A 7,725-nucleotide genomic window follows, 5' to 3' on the forward strand; every position below is an offset into this window, starting at 1 on the left:
AGGTGGTGTGGAAGTCGTCATAGATTCTAATGGACTTGTAGTCAAAGGTGGGGAGATAAAAAGTGAGTGAGAAAAGATTTTGTCAAACAATGAAAATCCAAAAATCCAAAATGCCCTTTGACCCGCTTTTATTTAATGGGCTAGGCAGTGAGAGAGATAGAAAGTGGAATAATATACTTTATACTATATTTGGCAATATGACCGCTATAATGTTTGTGCTAGGCATAGTAATTATAGGCAACATACAAAAACATAGCGATAAGATTTGGTTTGCTATTTTTAAGGTATTTAGCGAATCAATATTGCTATTATATTGCTTAATGCTACTTTATTGCTACTATTTAATATTTCGGCACACAAAAATAAACAAACACATCAACAAAGATAACCCTATTCTAATATGTGAGTATCAAGGCAATTTTAAACATTATTGCTTGTGGTTTTTAGGGGGATTATTTATGTTTATTGTTTATATATTTTTCTTTATGCTTTCTTTTATCGCACCACCTTTTATTGCTATCGTTCTATTTCATTTTTATTTATTTAAACCATTTTTGCTAAAACGGATTTTATTATTTGAAAATTATGTAATATTAGAATATAGAATATTTGGCAACATTAAGTTGGATAGAGATGGGTTAGCGTTGATGAAAACAACACCAACCACAAAAACAATGAATTTGTCCTTTGTGCGACCTATGATTTTTAATACCAACAAGAGCGATTTTTTTGTAAAATATCTAGTGGCTTATTTTTGTGTGCAATTTAGTAGATTTGGTATGAATAATATTGATAATATCTATGCAGAATTAAATAACAAAATGAAATTTAACGCAGATGAAATCATTGCAAGGTGGCATAGTATGTGGATATATGCCTTTAGGTATCCTATAAAAGAAGGTGGAATATGGGATTATATGACAAAACAACAATAAAAAAATATGGCATAGCAATAAGCTGCACTCCAAGTGATAGGCTTATCATTGATGAGAATGGAGAAGAGTTTTTTGAATGTGCGAACGAAGAAGAAATGACTATAATCCAAAAAGGAAACGGCTATGATTCGCTAAAAACTCATCTTTTTAATATGTTAAGTATGATGGATTCTACCATTAGTGCAATAGCAACTAAAACTTCTCCTGCACACATAAAGATTATTTTTGTTATAAAGGACGGAATAAAAGGCTCTGTTTTAAATATAAGTAATGAGGATTTGAGCGCGACAGAAATAATCGTTTTGGGAGGAATTACCATTGCGATTGGGATAACAACTGCTTTGGCTTCGTCTAGTGTGGCAACTTTTATTGCAGGTATAATAATTTCTTATGTCCTCACTTGGCTATTAAATAACACTTATATTTACTTGCGAGATAATGCCCCACAAATTTGGCAAAATGCAAAAAATAAAGCAAGTGATGCGTGGCAATATATAATGTCTCTTATCGAATCAGATTCAAGAAGTCTAAATGAAAAAAAACAATCACTCACCCAAAAAGCAACTGATGAAATCTTGCGTATTACCAAGCAACGCCAAACCTCATCAAAGAATTATGAAAAATGCGTAACTCTTTTGTGCGAATACAATAAAAATAATGGATTAAATTCTATACCAAACATTATCCAAACAGATTCAAACGCCTACAATTCAACAAATATTCAAAATAACCAACCAAAATTTCATAAAAATAGTATTGTATTTATCATACTAGCATTAGACAAAGATGCAAAGACACCCATACCAAATGCAGACATAGAACTACAAAATGCCAATGTAGGACAAAAAGCCACAACAAACAATAAAGGATTAGCATATTTTAATATAATAGACATAATAGAAACGCAAAAGCTAAAATGTCCATTTAACATTACGCTTAAGCACAAAGATTACCAAGAATCCCCAATATCTAATAGAAATATTGTTCTTAATTCTATCAAAAGACGAGAGGGGAAGCCTTTTATTTTGCGATTCAATAAAAAACTAGATAATTTTGCAGTCCAAAATTTAGAGATAAAATCGCCATATACAATATTAAATAATGAAATCATCGTAAAAAATTTTTATAAGGCAAATGATATTATTACACTTAAAGCAAACTATGATAATTCTAAAACAAAATCAGATGAGATAAAATGGGCTTATAGGATTATGGATAAATATGAAATCGCTATGTTGCTAAAAAAAGAATCTAAAGATAAAAATCCACAAAGCATACAAAAATATGATGATAATCTTTCTAAAACACCCAATGGAACTTGCCAAATACTTCTAGATAAGAATGCAAACACATATTTTTCACACGAATCTGTCTATACTATTAAGAACGCAAAAGAACACAATGCCAAATCTAACAATATTTATAAAGGTGCTAATTTAGAAATAAAATTACCTGAATATTTCAAGGATAAACAAATCGCTATATTTGCATATAAAAATGAGCCAAATTGGAATGTATGCCAACTTTTGCGACTAAATGATTATCCACAAATCACTATTGATTGCACACTAGCAGAGACATTAAGGGCAAATGCAAAAAATGATAAAATCTCTACACTAGGCTGGGGAGTAAGCTATATATGCCAACGACTATGGCACGATAATCCTGCTAATGCTAAAGAATTAGGCGAATTGATATACATAGACTCTAGGCAAGAGGACTTTATAGATTCTATCCCTAATGAAACAATGAAAGAAATAGTAAAAGAGATATTGCCTAGAGTAGAGATGAGAGAGTTTGCAAGAGAAATAGCCAATCAATGCCCAAAAGTAAAATCCCAAATTCAACAAAATGACAAGAATAATCTAAGATTCTACATAGAGCTAGATTGGGAGGAATTTTATATGCAGTTTCCTTTGATGAAAAATCTAAAGAGGGAATTTTTGAACGCAAATATGCGCTTTAATCATAATGGAGATTTTCAAAAACAATTTGATACCTTTGTTGAGGGAAAAATAAATAAAAATATGGAATTTTCAAAAGAATATAAAATATCATTAAACACCAAAGAAATGCAAAAAGGCGAAACTTCAAATATAAAAGTATTTGATATATGTGATGACAAAGATTCTATCCCTCAAGGAAATATTGCCATAGGTAAGCTAGATAAACCATCACAAATTATTTCTAATAAAATATATTTTCAAAGGTTTAGTATTGATAATGAGAAATTTAAGGACGGTTTTGGATTAAGTCAAATTGATGGAGGTTTGGCATTTTTTAATGCTAGTAAAGAATATGTTTTATCTAATTTTAATGCAAAAACTGAGCATAGGCAAAATTTTGCGCTTTATTCCATAGCTGGAAATTTTAATATTGTTTATCTTTTTGATAGCATTACAAAAACAGAACAAAAAATATATTATTACATTGATGATGTGCATACCCCATATAATAACAATATTGTATATATACCAAAGAATATTAGAGCATTTATTGTTGATAGCGTAGATTTTAACAACGAAATTGACAATAATGGCAAAGAAAAAGACCAGCCCATTGGCGTGTGGGATTATGAAAATATGAAATGCGATATTTATGAGTCTATAAAGCAAGCAGCTAAACATAAATATAATTCTTACACTATTCTCACTAAATTTGCAGGTGAATCAGACAATATGCCAAAAGAAAATAATATTTATCCGATTTACAATTCAGATTTTAAACAATCACAAAAATCTTTCCAAATGGGTTTAGATTTTTTTATTTACACTACAAGTTTTAAGGAGTTATAAAATGTTACTTTCATTTGAAAATTATAGCATTATCGCGGTGTTTGGTTTGCTTGCATTTTTTACATATTTTCATATTGGATTGCTTGTTATTATGTTGCCTACAATGTTTTTATATATTTACAAAAGATATATTGTAAATATATTTTTCCATTTAGGGGCTACGGGATTAACTTATGTCTGGATATTTGAGGACTTTATCGAAAAAAACTTCGTTGGATATGGCACTATGGGACACATAATAAATATACTTGCTGTTGCTACATCTATATCGTTTATTCCACATTTATTATTTTGCATATATGCCACTATTTTTAATTATAGATATTTCAAATCATTAAATATAAAAAATAAATTTAGCTTATGTTTTAAATCATTTTTTGCAGGGTTAGCTTTGGCTTTTGTTTGTGTTTGTATTACAAAAGTTATAGAGGCAATGGGCATTGTGGAGATTAATAATGATGCTATACAACTAATGAAGATATTAGAATTTACACTAACAATACTTGCAAATATCCTACTTTTTATATATATCATCTACAAAGACATTAAAGCATATTTGGTAAAAAAGAAAGAGAGGTAATATTTTTGAATTAAAAAATGAAAAATTTGACAATAGAAAAACATTAAATAAACAAATGAGTATAGAATGTTTAACCAAGATTATCAAAACACTCAAACATTCTTTTATTTGGGTTGCGATTTTATTGTAACGAGCAAGAGTTTTAAGGATATATTAGTTCTGCAAGATGCTAACTTAAAAAGAATATTTAAAATAATAATAAAGGATTCTTAATGACTGATGGTTGGGGATTTTTGGTTTATGTTGTTATATTTCCTGCAATATTTTTTGGCATTTTATCTTGTTTATCTATTTGTGTCTTTTTTAAATGGCATAGTTTTCGTAATTTCTTATGTTCAAAAAGTTTTTGGATTGCTTGGGCTTTTCCATATTTATTGCTTTTTATTATTATATGCGTTAGCAGAGAATGGAGTTTATCAGTAATGTATATAAGCAGTCTATCTTTACTTTTAGTATATTTTTTGAGAAAAGCTTTTATGCAATCACATATAAATCTAGTTCCAAGTGAATTTTCATTATGGATTATTCCAATGAGTATTTGCTCTCTTTCTATCCATATTGTTTTATATATTTTTATTCATTGGGCATTAAATAAATACACAGCAATACAATAACTATCAACAAATACAAACATATTTCAATCTAGGCTGTGATTTTAGAATCTTTACTTCTACATTTAAAGATATAGAAGTTTATCGTTTGTCAATGTCTATAACATTAAGGATTGGTCAATGATGGAGTTTATCTTTGGTTTATTTAATATGTTTTTGTATATGCTTCAAAATATCAAAATATTGGTATTGTATGGAATTTTTCTTGCTTCTTTTAGCTTAATCCCAAAAGCAAAATCGTATTATTTAGCTAAAAATTTTGTTTTAATTTGGTTTGTGAGTGCTTTTTTATTTGGTTCGGTATTATTTTGCTGTTCGTATGTATTGCTACTTGTTTTGTCAGGCTCAAATTATTTTTTTATTATTCATACGACAGAATGGCTGATACTGTATGGAGCTACAAGTTATCCTATCATTATGATTTCAAGCATACTTTTAACATTGATTCGCTTTTTAATGGTTAAGGACACAATCAATGTGAATCCGTTAAACAAACAACAAATAAAGATAGTTTGCATTGTGAGCTGTATAAATTGTGCATTATCACCTATATTTTACATAATGTTTGTATTATTCTAAATGGGTTTAGATTTTTTTATTTATACAAAGTCTTTTTATGATATTAAACAATGGGACAAGTAAGCAAATGGAATATAGCGCACAAATAATGTTTTTCAAATATCATATCAATATAGTTGCCTTGTGTTTTATTGCTATCTTGTATGTAAAGGATAAATTTTTTGTAGGCATTTCTTTATTTATAGGTTATTGTTCTGTGTTGTTACCTTTTTTATATCAATTTCTTATAAATACGGATTCTATTATGCAGTTTTTTATAAAATTTTCTAGTTTTGGGGCAAACTTAATATTGATTTTTTGCCTTAGCATAAGCATAATAAATTTTATACACACAAAACAAATCAATACGCATAATATATTTTTTGGATTTTGTTTTGGATTTTTTATATCAGTTATTAGTGCGATAGTAAGCATAGTGATAATGTATGTATTATCTATGTTTTTTGAGACCACTAAAAGCTTTTTGCGCGCTATGATTGCAGAATCTATCTTATTAACTTTTATAGCGTTATTTCTTTTAGGGAAAATATTTTATATATTTTATCGTAATGTGCCTAAACAAATATTTTTTATTGTATGGTTTTTTGGTGGCTCTCTTGCGTTGAGTATAAACTTTTGGTATTATCTCGTAGCTTTTATAGAAAGAGTATGATGAGTAGCCAACATTTTATCATTATAAATATCAAAGCATTTATTGTTGATAGCGTAGATTTTAACAACGAAATTGACAATAATGGCAAAGAAAAAGACCAGCCCATTGGCGTGTGGGATTATGACAATATGAAATGCGATATTTATGAGTCTATAAAGCAAGCAGCTAAACATAAATATAATTCTTACACTATTCTCACTAAATTTGCAGGCGAATCGGACAATATGTCAAAAGAAAATAATATTTATCCGATTTACAATTCAGATTTTAAACAATCACAAAAATCTTTCCAAATGGGATTAGATTTTTTTATTTATACTACAAGTTTTAAGGAGTTATAATGTTATTTCAAGGTGCAGGTGATTCTTATGAACATCTTATAGAATTTTCTTATCATTTGGGCTGGTTTATTATCACACTACCTACAATGTTTTTATATCTTTACAAAAGATATATTGTCAATATATTTTTTCATTTGGGTGCTATGGGATTGTCATATTTATCTTGGTGTAATTGGATTTATTTTAATGGCGAATTGCTTAGTGATGTAACGCCAATAGTGTTTGTTTATATAGTATTGTCAGCTCTTTTTTTTCCTATGTTTGGAATTATTCAAACCATTCCACATTTATTATTTTGTATATATGCCACTATTTTTAATTATAGATATTTCAAATCATTAAATATAAAAAATAAATTTAGCTTATGTTGTAAATCATTTTTTGCTGGGTTAGCTTTGGCTTTTGTTTGTATTTGTATAGGTTGGGTTATATGTTTGTCGAATTTTTCTATCAAGAGTGGCGGGGCAATAAAAATAGAAATTGCATTAGCAATATTTATAAATATCCCACTACTTGCATATATCATATATAAAGACATTAAAGCATATTTGGTAAAAAAGAAAGTGGGATAGTTTTTTGAGTCAAGCACTTTTTTATACTAACTATGACGAGCTAATAGAGCATAACTTTACTCAAACTATCAAAAACAATATACAAGGAAGTTTGACACAGAATGTAGAAAGCAGTATGAGCACAAATATCGCTCAAAATTACACACTTATAAGCAATGAAAGCGCAACAATGCAGTCTTATAAAGCTATGAGTTTTATTGCAAATGAAAATCTAAGTTTGGAAGCAGATTCACTAAACACTGAAATACAAAGCGATTATAACTTAAATGCAGGCAATGAAGCCACGATAAAGGTAAATGAAACAATGATAAGTGCTAAAGGCGATTCTGTTATAATAAAAGCTGGTGGCGTGGAAGTCATCATAGATTCTAGCGGACTTGTAGTCAGAGGTGGGGAGATAAAAAGTGAGTAAAAAACATAACTTTGATTTTTTGTTGCTCAATAGCTTTGGCACAAAAAATGAGCGATTTATAAATAATATTATAAATATTTTGCTAAATTTTGGTGCGTTTATTGTGCGCTTTTTAGGGCTTTTTCATTGTTTTTAAAATTACATTTCCATTCGCGATTCTAATGCTTTTAAACTTTTGTTTTTGGCTAATTTGTGTGATTTTTATCTATGTAAATGTGATATTTTTTATAAATGGGCATAGCAAAAAA

The 7,725-nt window shown here is 28.6% G+C and carries 9 protein-coding genes; all 9 read left to right on the plus strand.

Features of this window, described 5'->3' with window-relative positions; all coding sequences use genetic code 11:
- Positions 1 to 89: 89 nt before the first annotated feature.
- The 9 genes from ACWIUO_RS12965 to ACWIUO_RS13005 all read left to right on the plus strand — a co-directional run bounded on the left by ACWIUO_RS12965 (position 90) and on the right by ACWIUO_RS13005 (position 7,477).
- Positions 90 to 935, plus strand: coding sequence for a hypothetical protein (locus tag ACWIUO_RS12965; protein ID WP_454178311.1), 846 nt, complete (start codon positions 90 to 92; stop codon positions 933 to 935).
- Positions 908 to 3,730: a DUF6402 family protein gene (locus ACWIUO_RS12970; protein ID WP_454178312.1), complete on the plus strand. Its 2,823-nt coding sequence runs from the start codon at positions 908 to 910 to the stop codon at positions 3,728 to 3,730. The genes ACWIUO_RS12965 and ACWIUO_RS12970 overlap by 28 nt, the downstream gene beginning before the upstream one ends.
- A 1-nt stretch (position 3,731) precedes the next feature.
- Positions 3,732 to 4,310 carry a hypothetical protein gene (locus tag ACWIUO_RS12975; RefSeq protein ID WP_454178313.1) on the plus strand — a complete coding sequence of 193 codons (579 nt, stop codon included), beginning with the start codon at positions 3,732 to 3,734 and terminating at the stop codon, positions 4,308 to 4,310.
- A 212-nt stretch (positions 4,311 to 4,522) separates the two neighbouring features.
- Entirely contained in the window at positions 4,523 to 4,924 is a 402-nt protein-coding gene (locus tag ACWIUO_RS12980) for a hypothetical protein (RefSeq protein WP_454178314.1), read from the plus strand.
- Between the two features lie 117 nt (positions 4,925 to 5,041).
- Positions 5,042 to 5,500, plus strand: coding sequence for a hypothetical protein (locus ACWIUO_RS12985; protein WP_454178315.1), 459 nt, complete (start codon positions 5,042 to 5,044; stop codon positions 5,498 to 5,500).
- 67 nt (positions 5,501 to 5,567) lie between these two features.
- The gene (locus ACWIUO_RS12990) at positions 5,568 to 6,152 is read left to right on the plus strand and encodes a hypothetical protein (RefSeq protein ID WP_454178316.1); all 585 of its coding nucleotides are present in this window, start codon (positions 5,568 to 5,570) and stop codon (positions 6,150 to 6,152) included.
- The gene (locus ACWIUO_RS12995) at positions 6,152 to 6,493 is read left to right on the plus strand and encodes a DUF6402 family protein (RefSeq protein WP_454178317.1); all 342 of its coding nucleotides are present in this window, start codon (positions 6,152 to 6,154) and stop codon (positions 6,491 to 6,493) included. Before ACWIUO_RS12990 ends, ACWIUO_RS12995 begins: the two co-directional genes overlap by 1 nt.
- On the plus strand, positions 6,493 to 7,065 hold the full coding sequence (locus tag ACWIUO_RS13000) for a hypothetical protein (RefSeq protein WP_454178318.1): 573 nt from the start codon (positions 6,493 to 6,495) through the stop codon (positions 7,063 to 7,065). The genes ACWIUO_RS12995 and ACWIUO_RS13000 overlap by 1 nt, the downstream gene beginning before the upstream one ends.
- A 4-nt stretch (positions 7,066 to 7,069) precedes the next feature.
- Positions 7,070 to 7,477: a hypothetical protein gene (locus ACWIUO_RS13005; RefSeq protein ID WP_454178319.1), complete on the plus strand. Its 408-nt coding sequence runs from the start codon at positions 7,070 to 7,072 to the stop codon at positions 7,475 to 7,477.
- Positions 7,478 to 7,725 lie beyond the last annotated feature (248 nt).

It is taken from the genome of Helicobacter sp. T3_23-1056 (genome assembly GCF_053654535.1).